We start from the raw sequence: 25,272 nt of genomic DNA on the forward strand, positions 1-25,272 counted from the left end.
TCCCCGCCGGGCGGCGGTACCAACGAAAGTGCGGGCCCGCGGGGCCGGGGACTCCGGGGTGTGCGGCTGCTCGTGGCCAAAGCGCATTGAAGGTGCAACGGCGCGCGGAAAAGCAGCCTGGAAACGGGTCATGTGGGGAGGATACCGTGGCTGTCGTGCCGTTCCCTGGACCTTGCAATGCACCCGGGGTGGCGCCACGTAACAAAGGGCCCGGCCGCTCACTTATCCCACGTGGATGCCGGGTCTGGCAGCCTTCTCCGGCTCAATCTCGCGAAGGATTTCGCGCACCAGCGGCGGGGTGTCACCCTGGCCGAGGAACAAGTAGCGCATGAGGTGGGTGACCGGGCTCCCCTCGGACCATTCGAAGTAGCACTGGGGGTTGACGCCGGTGGAGTCACGCATGGCCAGCAGGACCGCGGCGATCGCGTTCGGCACCGCCGGGGACTTCACCCGAAGGACCCGGTACCCCTCCACTTCAATGCCTTCGACACGCAGCGTATGCGTGAAGTCCGACGGGTCTGAGATCTCGACTTCCAGGAAAATGACGTCAGCCGGGCCGGGCACAGGGTTCAGCCCGCGCTGTTCGTATTCCTTCTCTGCGTACTCTGCCTTGTCACCGGCCTGCTTCTTGTTCGCGATGATATGCAGTTCGCCGTCGAAGGCGATCGAGTCCGTGATGAACCGGCGGGCGGCCTCGTCGAACTCGATGGTGTCCACGCGCAGTTCGGTAGTGCGGGTGACCCGCGATATGAGTGAGACCGCGATGATCCCGGCGATGAAGAACGCCGAGATGAGGATGCCGTCCGGTTTTTCGAGGACGTTGTCGCCCAGTGCGTAAAGCAGGATCAGGGTCAGGATGCTGAAGCCGACGGCCCCGGCCCTGCTCCGGCGCCGGATGGCCGAGACCGTGACCGCGACCGCCCCGGAGACCATCATGGCCAGGATGCCGGTGGCATACGCGCCCGCCTGGGCGTTCACGTCGGCGTGGAACGCGATGGTGATGCCGATGCTCAGGACGGTGTAGACCAGGACCACGGGACGGACGGCGCGGCCCCATTCGGGCGCCATGCCGTAGGCGGGCAGGTAGCGGGGCACGATGTTGATAAGCCCGGCCATGGCGGAGGCGCCGGCGAACCACAGGATCAGCGCGCTGGAAATGTCGTAGACCGTGCCGAATCCGGGCCCGAACAGGTCGTGGGCCAGGAACGCCAGGGCGCGTCCGTTTGCCTGTCCGCCGTCCTGGAACTCCTTGGCCGGGATCATGACCGTGGTCAGGAAGCTGGTGGACATGAGGTAAACACTCATGATGAGCGCCGCCGTCGTGAGCAGTTTTCGGGTGTTCTTGACCCTTGAGGCCATGACCTCATCGGGCGTGGTTCCGGTGGCCTTGATCAGGGGCATCATGGACACCCCGGTTTCGAACCCTGACAGGCCCAGGACCAGCAGCGGGAAGGCGATGATGGCGGGGCTGACCAGCCCGAGCGGGCCGCCGCCGCTTGAAAAGAGGCGGTCTGTCCAACCGGACACAAGTGACGGATCGGCTGCCAGGTGAACGAATCCGGCCACCACGATGGCCGCGTTGAGCAGCAGGTAGACGGCTACCAGGGGGATGGCCACGCCGACAGCTTCATTGAAACCGAGCAGGAAGACCCCGCCCAGGATCAGCAGCAGAACCACGGTGATGATGACGGCGCTGCCTTTGAGGGCTTCCGGGATCAGCGGGTTCTCCAGCAGGTGCACTGTCGCGTCGGCGCCGGAGAGGGTGATGGTGATGATCCACGAGGTCGCGACGAAGCCGAGGAGCAGCAGGACGAAGAATTTTCCGCGCCAGAACGGCAACAGCTTCTCCAGCATGGCCACTGAACCTTGCCCGTGGGGGCTTTCCTGGGCGACACGCCGGTACATAGGCAGCATGCCCAGCAGCGTCAGGGCCACGATCAGCAGGGTGGCCAGCGGGGACAAGGCCCCCGCGGCCAGGGCTGCGATGCCGGGCAGGTAGGACAAGGTGGAGAAGTAGTCGACGCCGGTCAGGCACATCACTTTCCACCAGGCGTTGGGATTGTGGTCCTCCTCGGCCTCCGGACCGGCAGGGGCAACCTGGTTGGCGAGGAGCCAGCGAACCAGGGGCTTGTGGTCCGGCGTGGAGGATTGCTTCAGGTGCACCTGGGCCGGAACGGCGTGGTCAGGAGGGGGTGTCATTGGGGTCTTTCTATTGATGACCGGGAACCAGAGGAGCTAAGGATATGGAATCAAAGTCCATATGCCCGATCCTAGCGACCGGGCCATAAGTGTGCCCTGCTCTCATACAGTGCTGCCCTCTTAACCAGCGAAAAACCCCGGAAACCCCTGAAAGAAGGGGCTGTCCGGGGTTTATCCCGAGCTTCCTATCAGAATCGAACTGATGACCTTTTCATTACGAGTGAAACGCTCTACCGACTGAGCTAAGGAAGCACCGCACGAAATCTCCCGGCGGAACCGGGCCCTTCATGCAAGAGTCAACTGTAATAGAGTCCCGCCGCCCCGGTCAAAATGGCCGGGCAGAGGCCGCTGCGATCCTCAGCACACCGTGTTGTCGGCCGGAACTTTGCCGCTCACCAGGTAGTTGTCCACCGAATCCTCCAGGCAGCTGTTGGCCCGGCCGTAGGCCGTGTGTCCTTCGCCCCTCCAGGTCAGCAGGGAGGCGTTCCCCAGTTGCTTGCGCAGGGACGCTGCCCAGTCAACGGGAGTTGCGGGGTCGCCCGTGGTGCCGATGACCACGATGGGGGAGTCGCCGCTGTATTCCACCGGGGCCGGCGTGCGCACGTTCTTGTACGGCCAGTTTGCGCAGGTGGTCCCGCCGTAGGCAAAGAAGTAGCCCAGGGTGGGGGAGTCCTTTTCCAGCCGTTTCTCCTCAGCCCGCATGCCTTCGGTGTCCGAAACCATGGGGTAGTCCAGGCAGTTGATGGCGTTGAAGGCAAATGTCGAATTGGATGTGTAGGAACCGTCGGACGCCCGGTCCGCGCCGAGATCGGCAAGCCGCAGCATGAGACCGACGTCCCCGGACAGGGCGGCCTCCAGCGCCTGGGTGAGGGCCGGCCAGCTTTGGTCGTTGTAAAGCGGGGTGATCAGGCCGCTGACCAGCGTGGTGGCATTCACCTGCCTCCCGTCCTTGGCCGTGCGGGGTGTCTGCTGAACGGCGTTGATGAGGTCCCGGATTTGCTGCACCCCGGCGTCGACATCGCCGTGCAGGGGACACTTGCCCTGCTTCTGGCAGCTGGCAACGTAGCTGTGAAGCGCTTTTTCGAAGGCGCGCGCCTGGCCACTGGTCAGATCCTCATTGCTGATTGATGGATCGAGGGCACCGTCGAGGACCATCCGGCCCACATTGTTTGGGAAAAGCGAGGCGTACGTCGAGCCCAGGAACGTGCCGTACGAGTACCCCAGGTAGTTCAGCTTGGTGTCGTTCAGCACCGCGCGCAGCACGTCCAGGTCCTTGGCGGAGCTGACGGTGTCGATGTGCCCCAACACCGGGCCCGTTTGTGCCGCGCACTGGTCGGCGATGGCCTTGGTGTCGGCCCGTGCCTCCGCCAGCCCGGCATCGGTTTCATACGAGTAGATCTTGGCACGGGAAGCGTCGCGTTCCGCATCCGTCATGCAGCTGACGGGGGCGGAGCGCTTCACGCCACGGGGATCGAACCCAACGAGGTCATAGGCGTTGCGGACAGCAGCTGAAAAATGTGTCCCGGCAGCGTCCTTGACAAAGTCGTAGCCGGAGGCACCGGGGCCGCCGGGATTGACCAGGAGGCTGCCGGTCTTCTTTCCTGTGCTGGCCGCCCGCAGCGCGGCAAGCTGGATGGTCTCGCCGCCAGGATTGGCGTAATCCATGGGCACGGTCACTTTGGCACACTGGAATTCCCCTTCGCAGGGCTGCCACACGACTTCCTGCGAGTAGAACTTCTCCAGCCCGGCAGGAGCGGACGCCACGATGGAGGGGTCGGCCTTGGCGGTGGCAGGCTCCGGCGGGTTCTTGTCGCCGCCGTTGAGGAGACTGCACGAGGCCAGGACCATGGCCAGGGCCATTGTGCCGGCGGCGCGTAGGGCGACCACCAGGGACCTATGGCGTGCGGGCAGGGGGCGGGCAGTCATCGGGTCTCCTTGGAGGGCTGGATCAGGCTGGCAGCCATGGACTCAATGGTCAGCAGCGGGGCAACGTTGGTAGTGGTGATGCGGTCACGGGCCTTGTTGATGGCATCCATTCGGGCCAGCGTGGCTTCCGGGGTGGAGCGGGCGGCGAACTCCTCCAGCTCACTCCTCAACTCAACGTTGACCAACTCCACGGCGTTCCCAAGCTGGATGATCAGTACGTCGCGGTAGAAGGACAACAAATCCGTGAGCGTCCGGTCCAGGGAGTCGGTAATGGATCTCTTGGCGCGCCGTTTCTGGTCGTCTTCGAGCTGTTTCAACTGGCTGCGCATGGCAGGGGGGAGGGTTCCGGATTCCGGTGCTCCCAGCGTCGCCAGGAGGGCGGTTTTCTCCGCAGCGTCGCGTTCCTCGTTGGAGCTGTTCGCCTCAGCGGTGGCAATCTTGACCAGCTTGTCGGCCATCATCACCGCGGCTGTTACGCCACGCAGCCCAAGCGGAAAGCGGACGGTCTCCAGGCGGCGTTCCCTCGCGGCGGGATCCCTGGCCAGTCTGCGGGCGATGCCCACATGGCTTTGGGCAGCACGGGCTGCCTGCTCCGCAAGGGCAGGGTCAACGCCGTCGCGCCGGACCAGCAGCGCTGCCACGTCCGAGGCGGGCGGCAGCCGCAGGGCAACGCTGCGGCAGCGGGACCGGATGGTGACCAGGACATCGGCCGGGGACGGAGCGCAGAGCATCCACACGGTCCGCGGCGTGGGTTCCTCGATGGCCTTGAGCAGTACGTTGGTGGTCCGCTCGGCCATGCGGTCGGCGTCTTCGACCACGATGATCCGCCAACGCCCGGACGACGGCCGGTTGCCCGCGGTGGCCACCAGTTCCCGGGCCTCGTCAATGGTGATGGTGACTTTCTCGGTCCGCACGAAGGTCACGTCTGAATGCGTCTCGCCGAGGATGGTGTGGCACGCCTGGCACTGCCCGCAGCCGCGCAGGCCCACGTCTTCCTGGTCGCAGTTCAGCGCGGCCGCGAACGCCTTGGCGGCATTGGACCGGCCTGACCCCGGCGGGCCGGTGAACAGCCAGGCGTGCGTCAGCCCTTCGCCGCTTGCGGCCTGGCGCAGTTGTTCGACGACGGCGGGCTGGCCCTGGAGGTCATCCCAGACGGTCATGAGGCACCGCCGTCCGTGCCCCTGCCGCGGCAGGAACAGTAAGGAACGTATCCACCCGGGCGAGGATCTGCGCCGCCAGCTCATCCACCGGCAGCTGGGCCGGGAGGACCAGGTACGACTCCGGTCGGCCCGCGGCGAGGTTAAGGAAAGCCTCCCGGATCCGGGTATGGAACTCGTCAGCCTCGGATTCGAGACGGTCTTCCGCTGCCTGGCCGGCGGTACGGCGGCGCCGGCCAAGTTGGGGGTCAACGTCCAAAAGGACTGTGAGGTGCGGCTGGAGGCCCGAGGTGGCCCACTCATTAAGGGAGCGCACCGCGTCCAGGCCCAGGTTGCGGCCGGCCCCCTGGTAAGCCACAGAGGAGTCGATGTACCGATCGGTCAGCACTATCTCACCGCGGCCAAGAGCCGGGCGGATGACCTGGCTGGCGTGGGCGGCGCGGGAAGCCGCAAAAATGAGGGCCTCCGTGTGGGCGTCAATTTTGCCATTGCCGTGGTCCAGCACCAGCGACCGCAGCTTCTCGCCCACGGGGGTGCCGCCGGGTTCACGGGTGCGCAGCACGGTGTAGCCGCGGGATTCCAGTGCCTCCGCCAGCCGCGCTGCCTGGGTGGACTTGCCGGCACCATCGCCACCTTCGAAAGCGATGAATACGCCGGCCCTCTGTTTATTCACTTCTCAAGCCTACCGAGGCGTGCCGACATTTCCCGACCCGCGTCTGCATCGAAGGTGGCTGTCCGGTGAAAGGAGCCGGTCCATAAAGCGGCACCGCTTTCCGGCGGATCCGGCAGGAACAGTACGCTTTTCACCATGAGTCTTTCCGAGCATCAGGCCGCTTCCCTTTCACCCGAGACCGTGGTGGTGGCGGCAGGGCGTCCGCCGCGGGAAAGGGACCAGCCGGTCAATCCTCCCATCACGCTCTCTTCCACCTACTTCGGCACCGGTCCCCTTGGCGACGGGGACCGGGGTTACGGCCGCTACTCCAATCCCACCTGGGATCCGTTCGAGGAGGCGCTCGGCCAGCTTGAAGGCTCTGCGCTTCCCGGCCTGCTCTACGCGTCGGGGCTGGCGGCGGTCAGTTCCGCGCTGTCTCTGATTCCTGCCGGCGGCGTGCTGGTCATGCCCAACCACAGCTACTCCGGCTCGCTGGTGATGGCCTCGGAACTTGCCCAAAAGGGCTTCATCGAACTCCGGACCGTGGACATTGCCGACACCGACGCGGTGAAGGACGCCCTGGCGCCTCAAGGCCCGTCGTCGAAAGCCGCGGCAATGCTGTGGCTGGAAAGTCCCACCAACCCGATGCTCGGCATCGCAGACATGTCCGCCGTCGCTGAGGCCGCGCATGCCGCCGGGGCCATCGTCGTCACGGACAACACCTTCTCCACCCCGCTGGTGCAGCAGCCCCTGCTGCTCGGATCCGACGTCGTCCTCCACTCGGTAACCAAGTACCTCGCCGGGCACTCCGACGTCGTCCTCGGCGCGCTGGTCACCGCCAATCCGGACATCCGCTCATCGCTGCTCCACCAGCGCATCATCCACGGCGCCATCGCCGGCCCCTTTGAAGCGTGGCTCGCCCTGCGCGGCCTGCGGACCCTCGCACTGCGCGTGGAGCGGTCGCAGGAGTCAGCGATGGTCCTCGCGGAACGTCTTGCCGGGCACCCCGCCATTGAATCCATCCGGTTCCCCGGCCTCGATACCGATCCCGGGCATGCCCGGGCAAAAGCGCAGATGAAGGGCTTCGGTTCCATCATCTGCATCCAGGTGGCACCCGCGGCAGGCCTGGGCGGTGCCGACGCGGCGGACAAACTGGTCCAGGCCCTGGAGCTCTGGCTGCCTGCCACCTCCCTGGGCGGGGTCGAGTCCCTGATCGAACGCCGGCGCCGGCACTCGGCAGAACCCGCCAGCGTCCCGGAAAACCTGGTGCGCCTAAGCGTGGGGGTGGAGAATGTCGAGGACCTCTGGGCCGACCTGAAGCAGGCGCTGGACACGCTGGAGGGCTAGGCTGGGCTTGTGGACGGTCGAATAATCATCGCGTACGTAGAGCAGGCAGTGTTCTTCATCCTTGGCCTGGTGGCCCTGGGCCTTGAACTGTGGGCGTTCGTCGACTGTGCCAGGCACCGGGCCAACGCCTTCGAGGCCACGGGCAAGCGGACCAAGACCTTCTGGCTCGCCCTGACCGGTGCTGCTCTTCTGGTGGGCATCATCTCGCTGTTCGGTGCCGGCGGGGGCATCATCAGCACCCTCGGCCTGTTCGGGCTCGCCGCTGTGGTGGCAGCCTCCGTCTACCTGGCCGACGTCCGCCCGGCCGTGAAGGACGCAGGCCGCGGCGGGAGCCGCAACATGGGCCCCTACGGTCCCTGGTGAAGTGGGGCCACCGCTTCCCAATCCACCGTCAGCTCGCCCAGGCGCCACCTGGCAGGTCCGTCCTGGACCGGCAACCCGGCGTCGCGCAGGTTCCGGCACATACCCACCCAGCGCTGCCTGTTGCCGAACGAGGCAAGCGGTGCGCTCCCAAGCCACGCCCGGTCCATCGCCTGCATGAAGGCATGAACCGGTTCGCCGGGGACATTGCGGTGGATTAAGGCCTTGGGAAGCCGTTCGGCCGCGTCCGAGGGCAGGTCAAAGCTGCCGAAACGGATCGAGATGCTCAGGGACAGCGGACGGTGCCGGTCCAGCGTAACCCACGTCACGCGCCGCCCGATCTCGTCGCACGTGCCGTCGATGAATATTCCGTCTGGCGCCAACCTGTCCTGCACCAGCCGCCAGATGCCCTGGACGTCAGCTTCCTCGTACTGCCGCAGGACATTGAAGGCTCGGACCAGGACTGGACGCCCTGGAACGGGCAGTTCGAAGCCGCCCACATGGAAGGTCAGCCCGGGCCGCTGCAGCGGAAGCGCGGCGCGAACGCGTTCCGGTTCGATCTCGATCCCGCAGACCCGTACGTCCGGCCGGACAGTGGCGAGCCTTTGATGGAGTTCGACGGCGGTGGTCGGGGTCGCGCCGTAGCCCAGGTCAATCACCAGGGGGTCCGCCGCGGACCGCAGGCGCCAGGCCTGCGGTCCGGTCAGCCAGCGGTCCACGCGGCGCATCCGGTTGGGGTTGGTGGTGCCGCGGGTCACGTTGCCTACCGGGCGGCCCTGCCTGGCGGCGGATGTCCTGCCGGAAAGTTGCGGGGCGTTCACCCGTTCAGCCTTTTGAACCACCGCACAACCCTATCCCCGCCCGGGGAAGGCGTGCCCCCGCAGCTGGCCTTGTAACGCTGGGCGGGCGGCAACACTGCTCGGCTAGGATGAAAATCATGACTTACAAGCTGATTCTGCTGCGCCACGGCCACAGCGAATGGAACGCCAAGAACCTGTTCACCGGCTGGGTGGACGTTGACCTGAACGACCAGGGCCGCGCGGAAGCAGCGCGTGGCGGTGAGCTGCTGGTGGAGAACGATATCCTCCCGGACATCCTGTACACCTCCCTGCTGAAGCGGGCCATCAACACCGCCAACATCGCCCTGGACAAGGCGGACCGCGGCTGGATTCCCGTCAAGCGCGACTGGCGCCTGAACGAACGCCACTACGGCGCACTGCAGGGCAAGGACAAAGCCCAGACCCTCGCCGAATACGGCGAAGAGCAGTTCATGGAATGGCGCCGTTCCTACGACACCCCGCCGCCGCCCCTGGACGACAACTCGGAGTTCTCCCAGGCACACGACCCCCGGTACGCGGACCTCGGCGATGCCCTGCCGCGCACCGAATGCCTCAAGGACGTCCTGGTCCGCCTCCTGCCGTATTGGGAATCGGACATCAAGGAAGACCTCAAGGCCGGCAAGACCGTCCTGGTCACCGCGCACGGCAACTCACTGCGCGCACTGGTCAAGCACCTGGACGGCATCAGCGACGAAGCCATCGCCGGACTGAACATCCCCACCGGCATTCCGCTCGTCTACGACCTGGACGAGGACTTCCAGCCCATCAAGCCGGGCGGAACCTACCTTGACCCCGAGGCCGCCGAAGAGGCCATCCTGGCCGTGGCCAACCAGGGCAAGAAATAAGGCCTTAACGCGTACGACGGCGGGCTGGTCACCGAAAGTGGCCAGCCCGCCGTCGTCTATTCGCTCGTAAGGCGTCAGCTGTGCTCGGTGGCGTTCGGCTGCCATGCACCGGTGACCAGGTAGGTCACCTTCTGGGCCACGGAGACGCCGTGGTCGGCGAAGCGTTCGAAGTAGCGGCTGGCAAGGGCCACGTCCACAGTGGTGGCGGGGGATTCGTTCCACTCGGAAGCGGCGATGGCCTTGAAGACGCTCAGGTGCAGGTCGTTGATGGCCGTGTTGGCTTTGAGGATGTCCCGGGCCACTTCGAGGTCGCGGCTCTCCAGCAGGACCGTCAGTTTGTCGGCGATCTCCTGGTCCAGTTCGGCCATCCGGGTGAAAGTTTCCGTCATGGACTCCGGAATCACCGTGGACGGGTACCGCAGGCGGGCCAGCTGGGCGATGTGGCGTGCCAGGTCACCCATCCGTTCGAGGGATGCGCTCATCCGCAGCGAACCCACGATCATGCGCAGGTCGCTGGCGACGGGACCCTGCAGTGCCAGAATGTCAATGGCCCGCTCATCGAGGCTGTTCTGCAGGAAGTCGATGCGCGCGTCCGCGGCGATGACATCCTGCGCGAGGTCCACGTCCGCTACCTGGAATGAGGTAGTGGCCTTGTTGATCGCGTCGCTGACCAGCCGGGAGATCTCCACCAGCTGGTCACCGACCTGGGTGAGCTCTTCCTGAAAAACCTTACGCACGTAGGCGTCCTTTCCTTGGAACTCCCGCCGGCCGCTCCAGGGCAGCAGGAATCGTGTCGCCATAAGGCGCTCTGACCTCCAACTGTGTCATCGTCCGGTAAACGATTATGCCCACACAGATGAACGTTAGTTGAACCGTTTGCCGGATGGCCCCTAAGGCGGCAAGGGGCATACGGCAAGAGCATAAAGTGGAGCTGTGGATCCTATGCTCATTGGTCTGGTTGCCGGCCTCATCGGCCTGGCGCTTGGCACGTTCGGCGTGCTTGCCTACCGGGTCAGTGAGAAGCAGCGCGAGCTGCTGGACATCGACGCCGGGGAGCTGGCGCTGCCGCCCGGTTCAGCGGAGGTGCTCGCCGTCGTTGGCCGTGCTTTCGTGGTGCTGGACGACGTGGACGGCGTGGTCCGTGCCAGCCCCGCAGCATACGCATATGGACTGGTCCGCGGACACACCGTAGTGCACAAGGAACTCCTGGACATGAGCGCAGGAGTCCGGCGGGACGGCGTCATCCTGGAAAAGCAGCTCGAACTCCCGCGCGGACCCCTGGGCCAGGGAACCATCATTGTCCAGGTCCGCGCGGCCATGCTGGGTGAGGAATACATCCTGCTCCTCGCTGATGACCGTACGGAGATCACCCGGACCGAAGAGATCCGCAACGACTTCGTCGCCAACGTATCGCACGAACTGAAGACCCCCGTGGGCGCCATTTCCCTGTTGGCGGAGGCGCTTGAATCCTCGGCAGACGACGAAGAAGCTGTCCGCCGCTTCGCCAAGCGCATGCACAAGGAGTCCGCCCGCCTGGCCGCCCTGGTCCAGGACATCATCGAACTATCCCGCCTGCAGGGCGCCAGCGTAACCCAGCAGGGCGGCCCGGTGGACATCAACGCCGTCATCGCCGAGGCCGTGGACCGGTCGCAGCTTCCCGCGGAAAGCAAGAACATCAGCATCGTGGTGGGCGGCCGTACGGACGGCAAGGTCTTCGGTGACCAGGACCTGCTGGTGACGGCGCTGCGGAACCTCATCGACAACGCCATCCGCTATTCACCGCCCAACACAAGAGTGGGGATCGGTGCGCGTTCCAGGGAAGGCCTGGTCTCGATTTCGGTGACGGACCAGGGGGACGGGCTGACCCCTGAGGACCAGGAGCGCGTCTTCGAACGCTTCTACCGGGTGGACGCCGCCCGGTCCCGGCAGACGGGCGGGACCGGCCTGGGCCTGAGCATCGTCAAGCATGTGGCATCGAACCACGGCGGCGAAGTGACCCTGTGGTCACAGCCCGGGCAGGGGTCCACGTTCACCCTCCGGCTGCCCGAGATGGAAGGCCAGGACGGCGATGCCGGGCCCGCCGCCGCAGATGTGCCGGCACTGGCGCCGGAAAAGCTTAGTCTCACCCAAGTACACCGCGCCGCAGGCGCAACAGAACGAGGAGCCAGCGCTTGAGCAGGATTTTGATTGTCGAGGACGAGGAGTCGTTCAGCGACCCCTTGTCCTATTTGCTGGGCAAAGAAGGGTTCGAGGTTGAGGTGGTGGACAACGGCCTTGACGCCATCACCGAATTCGACCGCAACGGCGCCGACCTGGTGCTGCTTGACCTGCAGCTCCCCGGACTTTCCGGTACTGAGGTATGCCGCCAGCTCCGGCAGCGCTCAAGCGTTCCCGTCATCATGCTGACCGCCAAGGACTCGGAAATCGACAAAGTGGTGGGCCTGGAACTCGGTGCGGACGACTACGTCACCAAGCCCTACTCCTCCCGTGAACTGGTGGCCCGTGTCAGGGCGGTGCTGCGGCGCCAGGGCGAGCCGGAGGAACTGGTCGCATCAACCGTCCAGGCCGGCCCGGTCCGCATGGACATCGAACGGCACGTAGTGAGTGTGGAAGGCGAGCAGGTCCTGCTCCCCTTGAAAGAGTTCGAGCTCCTGGAGATGCTCCTGCGCAACTCGGGCAGGGTGCTGACCCGCGGCCAACTGATCGACCGCGTATGGGGCTCCGACTATGTGGGCGACACCAAGACCCTGGACGTCCACGTGAAGCGCCTGCGCGGCAAGATCGAACCGGACCCCTCTGCTCCCCGCTACCTGGTCACTGTCCGCGGCCTCGGGTACAAATTCGAGCCATAGGCCGCTTGCCGGGACAACGTCGGCAGGCATGACAAAAGGGAGGCGCCTGGACGGCCCTCCCTTTTGTTATGCCTGCTTGATGCAGCCGTGGGCCTAGTGGCTGGTGGCGGTTGCCGTAGCGCTCGGAGTGGCGCTGGTTGACGAGCCGGCGCCGGTTGAAGAACCGGTACTGGCTGAAGAGCCCGCGTCGGCGGAAGAACTGGCGCTGGGGCTTGCGGACGACGAGGACGTTGCCGAGGGGCTCGGGGTAGGCACGTAGCCCTTGTACTCCTCCAACGTGGCGTCCAGGACGGGAACCTTGACCGTGTTGCTGACGTTGGTGCCGTTCTCGCTGATCTTGACGTCCACCAGGGATCCGGGCTTGCCGCCGGTGGTGCTCAGGATGGCCTTGTCGGAGTCCTCGTTGAGCAGCGTGTAGGAGTTGGCCTTCACCGGCACCTCGGTCTGTGAGCCCTTGGCGCCGTTGACGGTGAGCTTCACGTCCTTGGAGGAGGAGTTGTAGACGGCACCGATGAGGCGGCCGGGCTCGTCCTCGCCCGTGGAAACGATCAGGATGTTCCGCAACTGCAGGGGACCGAGGTCCGCACGGATGCCGTCCGACGCGGAGTACTGGTGGCTGGTCTGCTGGGGCGTGATGTAGCCGCAGCCCGCGGTCAGCAGGCTGGCGCCAAGGGCAGCAGCCGTCAGTGCCAGTTTGCCGCGCTGGGCCCGGTTCATCGCAGTGGAACGCACGTCACGTACTCCTCAAGAAATTTGAAGTCTTTTTCAGCCCATAGCCTATCCGCAATCACCGGCAAACGAGGATTCGGCGGTGTCACATCTGCCGTGGGAGCGCTCATCTGATGCACTAATCCAGCCATCCGTCAAGGGGGCGAAGGGGGTCGATTGGGCCGATTTTCCGCGTATTTTCGCGGTTGGAAGCCCATTCTCCGGCCGGTCATATGCCTGAATCGTGATAAACTGGTCTGCGGGAAAGGGGAAATGTCCACATGGTATTTGAGGTCGGCGAGACAGTAGTTTACCCTCACCACGGTGCTGCGAAGATTGAAGAAATCAAGATGCGCACCATCAAGGGCGAAGAGAAGATGTATCTCAAGCTCAAGGTGGCTCAGGGTGATCTGACCATTGAAGTTCCAGCAGAGAACGTTGACCTTGTTGGGGTCCGGGACGTAGTGGGCAAGGAAGGCTTGGAGCACGTGTTCGATGTGCTCCGTGCCGAGTTCACCGAGGAACCCACCAACTGGTCACGCAGGTACAAGGCAAATCTGGAGAAGCTTGCTTCCGGTGACGTCATCAAGGTGGCAGAGGTTGTTCGCGACCTGTGGCGCCGGGATCACGACCGGGGCCTTTCCGCAGGCGAGAAGCGAATGCTGGCCAAGGCCCGTCAGATTCTGATTTCAGAACTGGCGCTGGCTGAAAAGACCGACGAGGAGAAGGCTGCAAGCGTTCTCGACGAGGTCCTGGCTTCCTAAGAATTTAGCCCCGGCGGCACGCAAGTGCCGCCGGGGCTTCTTTTTTTGGCCCCACCCGGCGGTGTCCAGGGCACCTGACCGGAGTGGTGGCGTCGTAGGCTAGTCCGCATGAGTCAATCACCCACGCGGCTGGTCACGGCCGTCATCCTTGTGGCCGCCGGTTCCGGGCAGCGCCTTGGCTACGGCATGCCCAAGGCGGCTGTGCCGCTCGGCGGCGAGCCCATCCTGATGCATGCTCTCCGGGGAATCGTCGCATCAGGAGTGGCCAGCCAGGTGTGCGTGGCGCTGCCTGCGGGGGACCAGGGCCTGCGCCAGTTGTGTGAGGGTTTCCGTGGCGAGCTTGCAGACGGCGGTCCGCTGCTGACGCTTGTCGACGGCGGATCAACCCGGGCTGATTCCGTCCGCGCCGGCATCGCTGAACTGATGGAGGGCATAGAGGCCGTCCTGGTCCATGACGCCGCCCGGGCCCTGACGCCCGAATCCGTCTTCCACCGCGTATCCGATGCCCTTGCCGCCGGTGCTGCCGCCGTCATTCCCGTGGTCCCGGTTGTGGACACGGTCAAAACCGTGGCCGCCACTGCGGGGGAGGACGCCGCATTTGCACCGGAGGTTGTCACGGGGACAGCCCGCCGCGAGGAGCTGCGGGCCGTGCAGACGCCCCAGGGTTTCAGGATCGGCACGCTGCTGCAGGCGCACCAGGCCGCAGAGGCCTTGGACCAGCAGCAGTCCGCGGCCGTCACCGACGACGCGATGCTCGTGGAGATGGTCGGCACACCCGTTCACGCCGTCCGCGGATCCACGCAGTCCCTGAAGATCACCACACCCCTTGACCTGATCTTCGCCGAAGGGCTCCTGGAAGGCCCGCTCGGTGCCCGGTGGGTGGAAGGATGAGCGCGGACATGGTTCTGCCGCGCACCGGAGTGGGAATCGACGTCCATGCCTACGCCCCGGAAGACTCACCCCGCCCGCTCTGGCTCGGCGGACTCCATTGGCCCGGCGAACGGGGCCTCGCCGGGCACTCTGACGGTGACGCCGTCGCCCATGCTGCCGCGGACGCGCTGTTCTCTGCCGCCGGCATCGGCGACCTTGGCACCCACTTCGGTACCGACCGCCCGGAGTTCGCCGGCGCATCCGGCGCCGCCCTCCTCGCGGAGGCCGCGCGGATCGTCCGGGCAGCGGGTTTCGAGATTGGCAATGTTGCGGTGCAGTTTGTGGCCAACCGCCCCAAGTTCGGGCCGCGGCGCGAAGAATCCCAGAAGGTCCTCAGCGAAGCCGCCGGCGCCCACGTGGGCGTCACGGCAACCACCAGCGACGGCCTGGGATTCACCGGACGCGGGGAGGGTATTTCCGCGGTGGCCACCGCGCTGGTGTACCCGCAGCAGCCCCACGCCATCAGCTAGTCTGGAGCGGTGACCCTGCGCTTCTATGACACCGCCTCCGCCGAAGTCCGGAACTTCGTCCCCATCGTCGACGGCGAGGTCAGCCTCTACTACTGCGGGGCCACCGTCCAGGGCATGCCGCACGTGGGCCACATCCGCTCCGCCATCGCCTTTGACCAGCTCACCCGCTGGCTTGAGTACCGGGGCCTGCGCGTCACGGTCGTCCGCAACGTGACGGACATCGACGACAAGATCCTCGCCAAATCCGAGGCTTCCTTCGCGCCGGACTTCAGCCCGGAGGCGGGCGAAGTGCCACGCGAGGAGTGGTGGGCGCTGGCCTACCGCTACGAGCGGGAGTTCCTGAAGGCCTACGACACGTTGGGTGTCTCCAGGCCCACGTACGAACCGCGGGCCACCGGGCACATTCCCGAGATGCATGCCCTGATCCAGCAGCTCATCGAGCGCGGCCACGCCTATCCTGCGCTGGACGATTCGGGGGACGTGTACTTCGACGTCCGTTCGTGGGACAAGTACGGCGCCCTCACCCGGCAGAACATCGACGACATGCAGGCAGCGCCCGACGCCGATCCGCGCGGTAAGAAGGACCCCCGCGACTTTGCGCTGTGGAAGGGTTCCAAAGAAGGGGAGCCGGCCACCGCCGGCTGGGCGTCGCCCTGGGGCGCAGGACGGCCCGGCTGGCACCTTGAGTGCTCGGCCATGGTCACAAAATACCTGGGCACCGAATTCGACATCCACGGCGGCGGCCTGGACCTGCGCTTCCCGCATCACGAAAACGAGATGGCGCAGTCACAGGCGGCGGGTCACCCGTTCGCCAACTTCTGGATGCACAACGGCATGGTGACCTACCAGGGCGAAAAGATGTCCAAGTCCATCGGCAACACCATCAGCCCGGCGGAGATGCTGGAACTCGGGTCGCCCCGGGTGGTGCGCTACTACCTGGGCCAGGCGCACTACCGCTCCGTCCTGGACTACCGGCCCACCTCCCTGCAGGAGGCCGCGGCCGCCGTCGAACGCATAGAGGGATTCATCAGCCGGGCTGTCCGCGCCCTTTCGTCCGATGGAACCTACAGCTTTGCCACCTACGGACAGGTTCCCGAGGCCTTTGAACGTGCCATGGACGACGACCTGAACGTCCCGCAGGCGCTGGCAGTACTCCATGACACCGTCCGTTCCGGAAACACGGCCCTCACCGAGGACCGGTTGGAGGATGCCCGGCAGGCGCTGCACCATGTCCACGACATGCTCAGGGTCCTGGGACTGAACGCCGTTGAAGGCTCTGACGCTGCGGCAACCCGTGAGGCCGAAGCCCTCGGTGTTCTGGTCGAAGCGCAGTTGGCGGCCCGCGCGGCTGCCCGGGCTGAAAAGGACTGGGCAGCGTCCGACGCCATCAGGGACACCCTGAACCAGGCCGGCGTCGTAGTGGAGGATGGCCCGGACGGCGCCACCTGGAGCCTCAAGCGGGACTGATCCGCACACCCGCCTGGCCCCGCAATTGGCCGGCGCCCGCCGATTTTTCTTCGGTCAGTAGACTGGTAGGCAGACTCAGTCAACACAATCAAGGGTGGAACATCATGGCCAACAATGGTCGCCGATCGGTTAAAGCGAAGAAGGGCCCAACCATCGGAACCGGTGGCCATGGCCGCAAGGCCCTCGAGGGCAAGGGCCCCACGCCCAAGGCCGAGGACCGTCCGTACCACAAAGCGCACAAAGCCAAGCAGCTTGCCGAGCGGTCCGCTGCCAAGCGCGGAACCGGTGCCCGCAGTGCCGGTGCCGCCAAATCCGGCCCCAAGGGCCGTGCCACCGAAGAAGTGGTGACCGGACGCAATTCGGTCGTTGAAGCGCTCCGGGCCGGCATCCCCGCCAAAGCACTCCACGTCGCCATCCGCATCGAGATGGACGACCGGGTCAAGGAATCCCTGAAGCTCGCCGCCGAACGTGGCATCCCGCTGATGGAAACGGGCAAACCGGAACTGGACCGGATGACGGACGATGCCGTCCACCAGGGCCTGGTGCTGCAGATCCCGCCCTACGAGTACCAGGACGCGTACGAACTGGCCGAGGACACCGTGGACAAGTGGAAGAAGGGGCACGTCGCCAACGCTCCGCTCTTCGTTGCACTGGACGGCATCACGGACCCCCGGAACCTGGGCGCCATCATCCGTTCCGTCTCCGCCTTCAGTGGCCACGGCGTCATCGTGCCCGAGCGCCGCTCGGTGGGCGTCACGGCAGCGGCCTGGAAGACCAGCGCCGGCGCGGCGGTCCGCGTGCCGGTGGCCCGCGCCGCCAACCTGAACAACGCCCTGAAGCAGTTCAAGAACATGGGCATCTTCGTACTGGGGCTCGACGGCGACGGCGACGTCTCGCTGCCCGACCTCACCCTGGCTACCGAACCCGTCTGCATCGTGGTGGGCTCGGAAGGGAAGGGCCTGAGCCGCCTGGTCCGCGAGAACTGCGACCAGATCGTCTCCATCCCCATCGATTCCGCCATGGAGTCACTCAACGCTTCAATGGCCGTGGGCATCTCGCTGTACGAGGTCTCCCGGCAGCGCGCGGCGGGATAAGCACCCCAGGCCCGGCATCCCCGGGCTGGTTTCCCGGCGCCGCAGCGGCGAACGGGCAGGTCAGGTGCCGCTGGCGGCTACTATTTAGGTGATGGTCATGCCGCTCTTCGACACTGCTTCCGCCATGGACGCCTCTTCGGCCGTTCCCCTCGGTGTCAGCGTTCCGCGCGCTGATTCCGGCGGGACCCGCCACCACGCCGGCGGGCGCGCCAACGTCGCCTGCCTCGCTCCCGCGGTGTCCAGCCTTGACATCGTTTACTGCCCGCCAGGCGGCCGGTGGCGGATCCAGACCCTGCCGAACGTTACGCGCGGGGTCCATCACGGCATCGTCGAGGACCTGCCGTACGGATCCCGCTACGGCTTCCGTCCCACGCCGGACGGCCTATCCCTGCCCGCCGGGCCTGCTGCAGCCAACGGGAACGGTTCCGGCAGGCAGCCCCTGCTCCTGGACCCTTATGGCCGGGGGGTGGACCAGCGCGACGGCTTCCTCACCAGCGTCCGGACCGCCACCGACTTCGACTGGGGGACCGACGAACGCCTGCGCCTTCCCTGGCGCAACACCATCGTTTACGAAGCGCATGTCCGCGGCCAGAGCATGCTCCACCCCGATGTTCCGAAAGAGCTCAGGGGAACCTACGCGGGCTTGGCCCACCCCGCCGTCGTGGAGCACCTGACCAGCCTGGGCATCACCTCCGTACAGCTCCTGCCCGTGCACTTCCACATCGATGAGCCGCACCTGCAGGACCTCGGCCTGACCAACTACTGGGGGTACAACACCGCCGCGTTCTTCGCCCCGCACCCTGGTTATGCCACCAGGGCTGCACGCGAGGAAGGCCCGCAGGCGGTCCAGGACGAATTCAAGGCCATGGTCAAGGCACTCCACGCCGCCGGGCTCGAGGTCATCCTGGACGTCGTCTACAACCACACGGCGGAAGGCGGACCCGACGGCCCGGTCCTGAGCTTCCGCGGCCTGGGCGAGGACACGTACTACCGGGTGGACGGCCAGGGCAAGTACATAGACACCACCGGCTGCGGCAACTCGCTCAACTTCGCGGACCCGCGCGTCGTCCAGCTGGTGACCGATTCCCTGCGGTACTGGGTGGACGAGTTCCACATCGACGGCTTCCGGTTCGACCTGGCCGTCACGCTGTGCAGGGACGCCGCAAATGAGTTCGACCCCGAACATCCCTTCCTCACCGCCGTCGCCGCCGACCCCGTCCTGTCCGAGGTCAAACTGATCGCCGAGCCGTGGGATATCGGCTACGGAGGGTGGCAGACGGGCCGGTTCCCGCCAGGGTGGGTGGACTGGAACGACCACTTCCGCGACGCCCTCCGCACCTTCTGGCTCGCGGACCGCGGCGCGATCGACTCGGGCGGCCACGGCGGGACCATGGCCAAACTCGCCGATGCCCTGTCCGGTTCCGCCAGCCTCTTTCAGGCGTCCGGCCGCTCCCGCCTGGCGTCGGTCAACTTCGTCACCGCCCACGACGGCTTCACCATGAACGACCTCGTATCCTTTGACCGCAAGCACAACGAGGCCAACGGCGAAGAGAACAGGGACGGGCACGGGGACAACCGCAGCTACAACCACGGCGTGGAGGGCCCCACCGAGAACGGCGTGATCCTCGCGAAGCGGGCGCAGTCGCGGCGGAACCTGATGGCATCACTGATGGTCTCGCTGGGGGTTCCGATGATCACCGCCGGGGACGAGCTGGCCCGGACGCAGCAGGGCAACAACAACGCCTATTGCCAGGACAACGCCCTTACGTGGCTCGACTGGACCATGACGCCGGAGGCGCATGAGATGCTGCGCAGTACGAAACGGTATATCCGCCTGCGCAAGGAGTTCCTCGCTGCCCAGCCGCACGACTTCCCCGTCCGGGACGAACAGTCCTACCTCTACTGGTTCGACCAGCATGGCCAGCCCATGTCCGCTGAACGCTGGAATGATCCCCAGCACCGCGTCGTGCAGCTCCTGCTCGGTGACGACGGCGGTGAACTGGCCGGCCTGGTGGTGGTGAACGGCAGCGCCTCGGACGTGTTGGTCACCCTGCCGGACGCCGGGAGGAAGATGCCAAGCCTGTTCGAGCTTCGGCTGACCACGTCGCCCCGCCACAAGCAGCGGCAAGGCATCCAGGTGGCCTCGGGGGAAACAGACCTTGCCGAGGCCAACTCGATCAGCATCTACCGCACGTAGGCCACGGATGCGCAACCGCTCAATCCTTCCACTGCTCCTGGCCGCACTGGTGGTGCTGGCCTTAGTGGCGCTCGGCGGCACCGGGCTGCTGGGTCAGCAGACGGAACGAACGACGCCGGAAACGGGTGCCAGCCGCACCGCCACACCGGGCGGGGCGGCCACGTCCGCGGCAGCGAAGCAGTCCCCGCCACGGCGGAGCGCGAACCCGTCCAGCCTGCCGGAGATCAGGGAGGCCGCCCTTCCTGCGGAGGGCCGCCGGGTGCTGGGGCTGATCCGGGAGGGTGGTCCGTTCCAGTACAGCCAGGATGACCAGGTGTTCGGTAACTTCGAGCAGGTCCTGCCCGTCCGGAACCGTGGCTACTACCGGGAGTACACCGTCCCCACCCCCGGCGAACCGGACCGGGGCGCTCGGCGCATCGTGGCGGGCGACGGCGGGGAGAAGTATTACACCAGTGACCACTACGCAACGTTCAAGTACATAGCGGAAGGCAGCTAGCGCAACCATGAGAATCTTCTCCGGAGACACCTGGACCCTGGAAGAGCTGCAGGAACAGGTGGCCGACGCCGGCCGGCGCAGCGTGGTGGTCCCTCCGGCGGACAGCAAACGCGTCGTCCTGGAAACGTTCGGTGAGGTCCTGGACTTTCCCGAACACTACGGCGTGAACCTGGACGCGCTGAATGATTCGCTGCACGACTTCGCCGACAGCATCACCGACAACGGCAACCCACCCGTCACGGTCCTGTGGCTGGTGGCCGCCCCATTCCGGGCCGACAGGTCGTTCGGCATCATCTGCGAAATCCTGCAGGACGCTGAACGGTACGCGGGCAAGGACCTTGCCGTCACCGCCGTGCTGCTTTAAAGCCGTCCCCGGTTTCAGCGCCTAGACCTCAGGGCGCTCCTCATGTGCAACGTAGGTGTCCAGCAGTGCAGAGGCCCGGCCGCCGTCGTCCTCCGCAGCCAGTCCCTTGCGCATGCTTTCCGCCTTCTGGCGCCCGGCCGGGAACGGCGGAAGCAACGGGATCTCGGGGTCGGTCAGGACCTCGATCACCACGGGGCAGTCCGCTGCGAACGCCTGGTCCCACGCGTCTGCGATCAGTTCCGGGTCCTCCACCCGGATGCCCTTCAGCCCCAGCAGGTCCGCGTAGCCGGCGAACGGAAAATCGGGAAGCTCCTGGCTCGCGGCAAACCGGGGCTCGGCCTCCGACTCACGCTGCTCCCACGTGACCTCGGTGAGCTCCCGGTTGTTGAAGACGCAGACCACGAACCGTGGGTCCTGCCACTGCCGCCAGCGGTGCGCCACCGTGACCAGCTCGGCAACGCCCAGCATCTGCATGGCGCCATCGCCGGCCAGGGCCACCAACGGGCGGTCCGGATGCGCCAGCTTGGCGGCAATCCCGTAAGGGATTGCGCAGCCCATGCTGGCCAGCGTCCCGGACAGATGCGCCGGGACACCCTGGGGCAGCACCAGTTGCCGGGCGTACCAGTAGACGCAGCTTCCGACGTCGACACTCAGCTGCGCGTTCCCCGGCAGCCGGCCGTTGAGCTCCCGGACCACCCGTTCAGGATTGACCGGGCTTGCCGGCACTGCGGCCCGGTCTGCCGAGAGGATTCGCCAGCGGCTGACTTCCTCCTCCACCGCTGAACGCCATTGGGTGCGCGGGCGGTGTTCCAGCCGTTGGTTCAAAGCCTCCAGGGCGGATCCGGCGTCTCCCGCCAGTCCCACCTCCACGGGGTACCGGTTGCCGATCTTCTTCTCATCGATGTCGATCTGCACGGCACGGGCGGCGCCGGGCGGCGGGTAGAACTCGGTCCAGGGGTCGTTGGAGCCGACAATGAGAAGCGCATCACAGCTGCCCAGCAGGTGGGCACTCGCCGTGGTGCCCAGGTGGCCCATGGTTCCCACCGCGAAGGGGAGGTTCTCATCCACATAGGGCTTTCCCAGGAGGCTGGTGGCGATGCCTGCCCCAAGCTTTTCCGCCACGGCAACCACTTCCTTGCCGGCGTGCCTGGCGCCCTGGCCCACCAGGAGGGCCACCCTCTCCGCAGAGTTGAGCAGGGCAGCCGCGGCGGCCAGGTCTTCCTCGCGGGGAGTCTTGGCCGCTGCACTCCAGGATGGCGCAGTGACCACGATGCCGTGCTGCTGTTCCAGCTGCGGGGCGGGAGCGGACTGTACGTCGTGCGGAATGATGACCACGCAGGGGGAGGAGGTGGCTTTCGCCGTCCGGAAGGCACGGTCCAGGACCATGGGTATCTGCTCCGGCGCACTGACCTGCTGCACGAACTGCGACGCGACATCCTTGAACAGCGCCATGAGGTCGATTTCCTGCATGTAGGCCGAACCCAGGACAGTGAGGCTCTGCTGTCCCACGATGGCGACTACCGGCACGCCGTCCAGCTTTGCGTCGTACAGGCCGTTGAGCAGGTGGACGGCGCCGGGGCCCTGGGTGAAGGTCACCACCCCCACGCCGCCGGTGTATTTGGCGTGGCCCACGGCCATGAAGGCCGCGGACTCCTCGTGCCGGGCCTGGACAAACTCCACCTGGCCCTCGGTCCGGCGCAGGGCGCCCATGAACCCGTTGATGCCGTCCCCGCTGTAGCCGAAGACCCGGCCAACACCCCAGGTGGTAAGGCGCTCCACGATGACATCGGCCACGGTACGTTCGGTCATTGAGCCCTCCTGCGTCGGGTTGGTGCGCTGCCTGCCAGGAGCCTTACCCATCCGCCCAGCGGGCTAAGCGTTGACGATCAGTCCCAGTTCCGCTTTCGAGGCCAGGGCTTCATGCCGGGGCAGTACGCGGACGGTGTATCCGAACGGTCCGGAGCGGTCAATGACCAGTGAGCCGGTGAACAGGTGCCGTCCGCTGCCCAGGTCCTCCTTCACCTGCAGCTCCATCATGGTGATGTCCGCAAGGGCGTCGTTCTCTTCCGCCCGGCCGTAGGCCACCTCCACGGAAACGTCCTCGGGGGTCAGCGCGTTCAGGGCCACGTACGCGTTGACCTGGAGGGTGTCGCCGATCTGCGGATCCTCCGACACACCCACCGAATCCACGTGCTCCACGTGCACCTGGGGCCACGCGCCGCGCACCTTGGCGGACCAGGACGCCAGGGCACGGGCCTGGGCGTACGAGTTGGCGGTGGCGCTGCGGCCTGCTTCCGCCGCGGGGCGGTACAGGATGTTCACGTAGTCACGGAGCATGCGCTCCGCGGAGACGGCCGGACCCAGGTGGGACAGGGTGTGCTTGATCATGGACACCCAGTGGGTGGGCACCGTTTCGCTCCTGGTGGTCGAGGGCCCGGCAGCTCCTGCCCCTTCGGACACCGTGCTCCCGTAGAAGCGCGGCGCCACCTGTGTTTCCAGCAGCTCGTACAGCGCCGCGGCCTCGATGTCATCGCGTTCTTCCGGGGAGGCGTCATTGTTGGCGGTGGGGATCGCCCAGCCGTTCTCGCCGTCGTACATCTCATCCCACCAGCCGTCCAGGACGGACAGGTTCAGGGATCCGTTCAGGGCCGCCTTCATGCCGGACGTCCCGCAGGCCTCCAACGGCCGCAGCGGGTTGTTCAGCCAGACATCGCAGCCCGGGAACAGGGTCCTGGCCATGGCGATGTCGTAGTTCGGCAGGAACGCGATGCGGTGCCGGACCTCGGGATCGTCCGTGAAGCGGACCAGGTCCTGGATCATCTTCTTGCCGGCGTCATCGGCGGGGTGGGACTTTCCGGCAATGACCAGCTGGATGGGGTGATCCTTGTGCAGGAGCAGTGCCTTGAGCCGCGCCGGTTCGCGCAGCATCAGCGTGAGCCTTTTGTAGGTGGGCACCCGGCGGGCAAACCCGATGGTCAGCACATCCGGGTCCAGGACGTTGTCCGTCCACCCCAGCTCGGCGTCGGCCGCGCCGCGCTTCTTCCAGGCCGCACGCAGCCTGCGGCGGACGTCCTCCACCAGGGCTGCCCTCATCTCCCGGCGCAACGCCCACACATCGGCGTCGCTGACGTTGTAGGCCAGATCCCATTTGCCCAGGGCCTCAGCCTCGCTGCCGAACTGGTCGCGGGCCAGCTTGGAGATGCGGCTGTCCACCCAGGTGGGCACGTGGACGCCGTTGGTCACGGAGGTGATGGGCACCTCGGAGTGGTCGAAACCCGGCCACAGGGCGGAGAACATCCCACGGGACACCTCGCCGTGCAGTTTGGCCACCCCGTTGGCGCGCTGCGCCAGGCGGAGGCCCATCACCGCCATGTTGAAAACGGACGGGTTGCCCTCCGCGTAGTTCTCGCGGCCCAGTTCCAGGATCCGGTCCACCGGCACCGCGGGGGCCAGGCCGGCCTGGAAGAAGTGGCTGATCTGGTTGATTTCGAACCTGTCAATGCCGGCAGGGACGGGGGTGTGCGTGGTGAACACGGTGGAGGCCCGCCCCGCGGCCAGGGCTTCGTCGAACGTCAGGGCCTGGTCCCCGGACATCAGTTCCTGGATGCGTTCGATCCCCAGGAACCCGGCGTGCCCTTCATTGGTGTGGAAAACTTCCGGGGCCGCGCAGCCCGTCAGCTTCTGGAAGGCGCGCAGGGCCTTGACCCCACCCATGCCCAGCAGCAGTTCCTGCTGCAGCCGGTGGTCACCGCCGCCGCCGTACAGCCGGTCCGTGATGCTGCGGGCGGCGTCGTCGTTGCCCGGCACGTTGGAGTCCAGGAGGAGCAGGGGAACGCGTCCGACGTCGGCACGCCAGATGTGTGCCAGCAGGCGCCGTCCGTTGGGGAGGGGCAGCGAGATCTGCAGGGCTTTACCGTTGCCGTCAGGCGACGGTTCGCGGAGCAGGGTCAGGGGCAGCCCGTCCGGATCCAGGACGGGATAGGTCTCCTGTTGCCAGGCATCGCGCGACAGTGACTGCTTGAAGTAGCCGGCCTGGTACAGCAACCCCACACCGATCAGGGGAACACCCAGGTCCGAGGCAGCCTTCAGGTGGTCGCCGGCCAGGATGCCCAGGCCGCCCGAATACTGGGGGAGCACCTCGGTAATGCCGAACTCCGGAGAGAAGTAGGCAATGGAGGCGGGGGCCTCCGGGCCCAGGCCCTGGTACCAGCGCGGCTCCTCAAGGTACCGGTCAAGGTCCTCCTCGGCCGCGTGCACCCGGTCCACCACCGACTGGTTCGCAGCGAGCTGCTGGAATTCCTCCCGGCTGACCATCCCCAGGAAGCCCACGGGATCCTGCCCGCTTTCCTCCCAGAGGCGGGGGTTCAGTCCGGCGAAAAGCTCCCGGGTTGGGCGGTGCCAGGACCACCGTAAATTGCTGGCCAGCCTGGCCAGTGGCCGGATGGGCTCGGGGAGGACTGTACGGACCGTAAACCTGCGGATTGCCTTCACCTGCGTCACACTAACCGACAACATGCGCGGCTGGAACCAGCTTTCGGTTTCTTTTGGGTAAATGACAGGGGCATGAAGAAATTGGGCCGCGGCACGATGAATTTAGTGAGCACG

At 66.1% G+C, this 25,272-nt stretch carries 22 protein-coding genes and 1 tRNA gene; 13 read left to right on the forward strand and 10 right to left on the reverse strand.

Going from position 1 to position 25,272, the window contains the following annotated elements; all coding sequences use genetic code 11:
* Positions 1-222: 222 nt before the first annotated feature.
* From Q9R31_RS18725 to tmk, 5 genes are all read right to left on the reverse strand, one after another.
* Complete coding sequence (locus Q9R31_RS18725; protein ID WP_311264217.1) at positions 223-2,199, reverse strand: amino acid transporter; 1,977 nt, start codon at positions 2,197-2,199, stop codon at positions 223-225.
* A gap of 179 nt (positions 2,200-2,378) precedes the next feature.
* A tRNA-Thr gene (locus tag Q9R31_RS18730) sits at positions 2,379-2,451 on the reverse strand.
* 105 nt (positions 2,452-2,556) lie between these two features.
* The gene (locus tag Q9R31_RS18735; protein ID WP_311264218.1) at positions 2,557-4,125 is read right to left on the reverse strand and encodes an alpha/beta hydrolase; all 1,569 of its coding nucleotides are present in this window, start codon (positions 4,123-4,125) and stop codon (positions 2,557-2,559) included.
* Positions 4,122-5,285 (reverse strand): DNA polymerase III subunit delta', encoded by a 1,164-nt coding sequence (locus Q9R31_RS18740; protein ID WP_311264219.1) that lies wholly within the window; start codon positions 5,283-5,285, stop codon positions 4,122-4,124. Before Q9R31_RS18740 ends, Q9R31_RS18735 begins: the two co-directional genes overlap by 4 nt.
* Entirely contained in the window at positions 5,269-5,955 is a 687-nt protein-coding gene (tmk, locus tag Q9R31_RS18745) for a dTMP kinase (protein ID WP_311264220.1), read from the reverse strand. The genes Q9R31_RS18740 and tmk overlap by 17 nt, the downstream gene beginning before the upstream one ends.
* A 135-nt stretch (positions 5,956-6,090) precedes the next feature.
* On the opposite strand from tmk, the gene Q9R31_RS18750 reads away from it, so the two are divergent.
* A complete protein-coding gene (locus tag Q9R31_RS18750) occupies positions 6,091-7,281 on the forward strand; it encodes a PLP-dependent transferase (RefSeq protein WP_311264221.1) in 1,191 nt (396 codons plus the stop codon).
* Between the two features lie 9 nt (positions 7,282-7,290).
* The gene (locus Q9R31_RS18755) at positions 7,291-7,644 is read left to right on the forward strand and encodes a DUF2516 family protein (protein WP_311264222.1); all 354 of its coding nucleotides are present in this window, start codon (positions 7,291-7,293) and stop codon (positions 7,642-7,644) included.
* On the opposite strand, the gene Q9R31_RS18760 is transcribed toward Q9R31_RS18755, so the two are convergent.
* Positions 7,629-8,483, reverse strand: a complete 855-nt coding sequence (locus tag Q9R31_RS18760) for a class I SAM-dependent methyltransferase (protein WP_397428271.1) — start codon at positions 8,481-8,483, stop codon at positions 7,629-7,631. The two genes, Q9R31_RS18755 and Q9R31_RS18760, sit on opposite strands and share 16 nt — an antisense overlap.
* A gap of 95 nt (positions 8,484-8,578) precedes the next feature.
* Between Q9R31_RS18760 and Q9R31_RS18765 the strand changes: the two genes are divergently transcribed.
* Positions 8,579-9,325: a phosphoglyceromutase gene (locus tag Q9R31_RS18765; protein WP_311264224.1), complete on the forward strand. Its 747-nt coding sequence runs from the start codon at positions 8,579-8,581 to the stop codon at positions 9,323-9,325.
* 74 nt (positions 9,326-9,399) lie between these two features.
* On the opposite strand, the gene phoU is transcribed toward Q9R31_RS18765, so the two are convergent.
* The gene (gene phoU / locus Q9R31_RS18770) at positions 9,400-10,062 is read right to left on the reverse strand and encodes a phosphate signaling complex protein PhoU (protein WP_311264225.1); all 663 of its coding nucleotides are present in this window, start codon (positions 10,060-10,062) and stop codon (positions 9,400-9,402) included.
* A gap of 205 nt (positions 10,063-10,267) precedes the next feature.
* Between phoU and Q9R31_RS18775 the strand changes: the two genes are divergently transcribed.
* Positions 10,268-11,500: an ATP-binding protein gene (locus Q9R31_RS18775; RefSeq protein ID WP_311264239.1), complete on the forward strand. Its 1,233-nt coding sequence runs from the start codon at positions 10,268-10,270 to the stop codon at positions 11,498-11,500.
* A complete protein-coding gene (locus tag Q9R31_RS18780; RefSeq protein ID WP_311264226.1) occupies positions 11,497-12,177 on the forward strand; it encodes a response regulator transcription factor in 681 nt (226 codons plus the stop codon). Before Q9R31_RS18775 ends, Q9R31_RS18780 begins: the two co-directional genes overlap by 4 nt.
* 93 nt (positions 12,178-12,270) lie before the next feature.
* Here the strand turns inward: Q9R31_RS18780 and Q9R31_RS18785 are convergent, their stop codons facing one another.
* The gene (locus Q9R31_RS18785) at positions 12,271-12,909 is read right to left on the reverse strand and encodes a hypothetical protein (protein ID WP_397428272.1); all 639 of its coding nucleotides are present in this window, start codon (positions 12,907-12,909) and stop codon (positions 12,271-12,273) included.
* A gap of 257 nt (positions 12,910-13,166) precedes the next feature.
* Between Q9R31_RS18785 and Q9R31_RS18790 the strand changes: the two genes are divergently transcribed.
* The 8 genes from Q9R31_RS18790 to Q9R31_RS18825 all read left to right on the forward strand — a co-directional run bounded on the left by Q9R31_RS18790 (position 13,167) and on the right by Q9R31_RS18825 (position 20,667).
* Positions 13,167-13,649, forward strand: coding sequence for a CarD family transcriptional regulator (locus Q9R31_RS18790; protein WP_011690592.1), 483 nt, complete (start codon positions 13,167-13,169; stop codon positions 13,647-13,649).
* A 108-nt stretch (positions 13,650-13,757) separates the two neighbouring features.
* Positions 13,758-14,540, forward strand: a complete 783-nt coding sequence (gene ispD / locus Q9R31_RS18795) for a 2-C-methyl-D-erythritol 4-phosphate cytidylyltransferase (RefSeq protein ID WP_311264227.1) — start codon at positions 13,758-13,760, stop codon at positions 14,538-14,540.
* Positions 14,541-14,548: 8 nt separating this feature from the next.
* Positions 14,549-15,049, forward strand: a complete 501-nt coding sequence (gene ispF / locus Q9R31_RS18800; RefSeq protein WP_311264228.1) for a 2-C-methyl-D-erythritol 2,4-cyclodiphosphate synthase — start codon at positions 14,549-14,551, stop codon at positions 15,047-15,049.
* 9 nt (positions 15,050-15,058) lie between these two features.
* Positions 15,059-16,516: a cysteine--tRNA ligase gene (gene cysS / locus Q9R31_RS18805; RefSeq protein WP_311264229.1), complete on the forward strand. Its 1,458-nt coding sequence runs from the start codon at positions 15,059-15,061 to the stop codon at positions 16,514-16,516.
* Between the two features lie 104 nt (positions 16,517-16,620).
* Positions 16,621-17,610, forward strand: a complete 990-nt coding sequence (rlmB, locus tag Q9R31_RS18810; RefSeq protein ID WP_311264230.1) for a 23S rRNA (guanosine(2251)-2'-O)-methyltransferase RlmB — start codon at positions 16,621-16,623, stop codon at positions 17,608-17,610.
* 91 nt (positions 17,611-17,701) lie between these two features.
* Positions 17,702-19,807 carry a glycogen debranching protein GlgX gene (glgX, locus tag Q9R31_RS18815; protein WP_311264231.1) on the forward strand — a complete coding sequence of 702 codons (2,106 nt, stop codon included), beginning with the start codon at positions 17,702-17,704 and terminating at the stop codon, positions 19,805-19,807.
* Positions 19,808-19,814: 7 nt separating this feature from the next.
* Positions 19,815-20,303 (forward strand): ribonuclease domain-containing protein, encoded by a 489-nt coding sequence (locus Q9R31_RS18820; protein WP_311264232.1) that lies wholly within the window; start codon positions 19,815-19,817, stop codon positions 20,301-20,303.
* A 7-nt stretch (positions 20,304-20,310) separates the two neighbouring features.
* Positions 20,311-20,667, forward strand: a complete 357-nt coding sequence (locus Q9R31_RS18825; protein WP_311264233.1) for a barstar family protein — start codon at positions 20,311-20,313, stop codon at positions 20,665-20,667.
* A gap of 21 nt (positions 20,668-20,688) precedes the next feature.
* On the opposite strand, the gene Q9R31_RS18830 is transcribed toward Q9R31_RS18825, so the two are convergent.
* Both Q9R31_RS18830 and glgP read right to left on the reverse strand, forming a co-directional pair.
* Positions 20,689-22,476: a thiamine pyrophosphate-requiring protein gene (locus tag Q9R31_RS18830; RefSeq protein WP_311264234.1), complete on the reverse strand. Its 1,788-nt coding sequence runs from the start codon at positions 22,474-22,476 to the stop codon at positions 20,689-20,691.
* A gap of 63 nt (positions 22,477-22,539) precedes the next feature.
* Positions 22,540-25,158 carry an alpha-glucan family phosphorylase gene (glgP, locus tag Q9R31_RS18835; protein ID WP_311264235.1) on the reverse strand — a complete coding sequence of 873 codons (2,619 nt, stop codon included), beginning with the start codon at positions 25,156-25,158 and terminating at the stop codon, positions 22,540-22,542.
* Between the last annotated feature and the right edge of the window lie 114 nt (positions 25,159-25,272).

Origin of the sequence: Pseudarthrobacter sp. BRE9 (genome assembly GCF_031844305.1) — a bacterium.
Classification (GTDB): Bacteria; Actinomycetota; Actinomycetes; order Actinomycetales; family Micrococcaceae; genus Arthrobacter.

What these genes read in the sequence shown, in the direction of transcription:
- Q9R31_RS18725 (WP_311264217.1), bottom strand. Translation starts at nt 2,199, where the DNA reads ATGACACCCCCTCCTGACCACGCCGTTCCGGCCCAGGTGCACCTGAAG.
- Q9R31_RS18735 (WP_311264218.1), bottom strand. Translation starts at nt 4,125, where the DNA reads ATGACTGCCCGCCCCCTGCCCGCACGCCATAGGTCCCTGGTGGTCGCC.
- Q9R31_RS18740 (WP_311264219.1), bottom strand. Translation starts at nt 5,285, where the DNA reads ATGACCGTCTGGGATGACCTCCAGGGCCAGCCCGCCGTCGTCGAACAA.
- Q9R31_RS18750 (WP_311264221.1), top strand. Translation starts at nt 6,091, where the DNA reads ATGAGTCTTTCCGAGCATCAGGCCGCTTCCCTTTCACCCGAGACCGTG.
- Q9R31_RS18765 (WP_311264224.1), top strand. Translation starts at nt 8,579, where the DNA reads ATGACTTACAAGCTGATTCTGCTGCGCCACGGCCACAGCGAATGGAAC.
- Q9R31_RS18775 (WP_311264239.1), top strand. Translation starts at nt 10,268, where the DNA reads ATGCTCATTGGTCTGGTTGCCGGCCTCATCGGCCTGGCGCTTGGCACG.
- Q9R31_RS18790 (WP_011690592.1), top strand. Translation starts at nt 13,167, where the DNA reads ATGGTATTTGAGGTCGGCGAGACAGTAGTTTACCCTCACCACGGTGCT.
- ispD (WP_311264227.1), top strand. Translation starts at nt 13,758, where the DNA reads ATGAGTCAATCACCCACGCGGCTGGTCACGGCCGTCATCCTTGTGGCC.
- ispF (WP_311264228.1), top strand. Translation starts at nt 14,549, where the DNA reads ATGGTTCTGCCGCGCACCGGAGTGGGAATCGACGTCCATGCCTACGCC.
- rlmB (WP_311264230.1), top strand. Translation starts at nt 16,621, where the DNA reads ATGGCCAACAATGGTCGCCGATCGGTTAAAGCGAAGAAGGGCCCAACC.
- glgX (WP_311264231.1), top strand. Translation starts at nt 17,702, where the DNA reads ATGGTCATGCCGCTCTTCGACACTGCTTCCGCCATGGACGCCTCTTCG.
- Q9R31_RS18820 (WP_311264232.1), top strand. Translation starts at nt 19,815, where the DNA reads ATGCGCAACCGCTCAATCCTTCCACTGCTCCTGGCCGCACTGGTGGTG.
- Q9R31_RS18825 (WP_311264233.1), top strand. Translation starts at nt 20,311, where the DNA reads ATGAGAATCTTCTCCGGAGACACCTGGACCCTGGAAGAGCTGCAGGAA.
- Q9R31_RS18830 (WP_311264234.1), bottom strand. Translation starts at nt 22,476, where the DNA reads ATGACCGAACGTACCGTGGCCGATGTCATCGTGGAGCGCCTTACCACC.